This window comes from Aquipuribacter hungaricus (assembly GCF_037860755.1).
GTDB lineage: Bacteria > Actinomycetota > Actinomycetes > Actinomycetales > JBBAYJ01 > Aquipuribacter > Aquipuribacter hungaricus.
Map to the genome: position 1 here is coordinate 1 of NZ_JBBEOI010000497.1, position 737 is coordinate 737.

The window sequence follows — 737 nt, forward strand, 5'->3', positions numbered from 1 at the left end:
ATTTGTGCGGGGGGCGGTCCGGGGGGCGGGGCGGCGGGGGCGCGGGGGGGGGGGGGGGGTGCTCGGGGTCCAGGGCTCAGGCACGTGCTGCTCCTCGGGTGGCGAGCGGCGCGGCGCCGGGCTCGCGGGCGCCGTGCAGGGCTGTCGCCAGGGCGGGGCCGATGGCGTCCAGCGGCATCACCTGCTGGGCGAGGCCGGCGCCGACGAGGCTGCCGGGCATCCCCCAGACGACGGAGGAGGCCTCGTCCTGGGCCCACAGCGTGGCGCCGGCGGCGGCGAGGTCGGCGGCGCCGGCCGTGCCGTCGGAGCCCATGCCGGTGAGGACGACCGCGAGCACGCCGCCGCCGACCGCACGGGCCACGGAGCGGAACATCACGTCGACGGCGGGGCGGCAGAAGTTCTCGGCGGGGGCGTCGGTGAGGCGCGCCCGGAGACGGCCGCCCTCGCGGACGACCTCCAGGTGCCGACCGCCGCGGGCCACGACGACGGTGCCCGCCTGCAGCGGCTCGCCGTCCACCGCGTGCTGGACGCGGACGGCGCAGGTGCGGTCGAGGCGCTCCGACAGCAGCTGCGTGAACTCCGCGGGCATGTGCTGGACGACGACGACGGGTACGGACAGGTTCGCGGGCAGCGCGCCGAGCACGCGGGCGAGCGCCTCGGGGCCGCCGGTGGACGAGCCGACGGCGAGCAGCGACGGCCGGGGGCCGCTCAGCCGGCCGCGGGCGCCGCCGAGCAGC

Annotated in this window: 1 protein-coding gene; it reads right to left on the reverse strand. The window is 79.8% G+C overall.

The window, feature by feature from the left end; translation table 11 throughout:
* Nucleotides 1-76: 76 nt before the first annotated feature.
* Nucleotides 77-737: CheB methylesterase domain-containing protein (locus WCS02_RS20845; RefSeq protein ID WP_340296219.1), on the reverse strand; the 661-nt coding region annotated here is incomplete at its 5' end.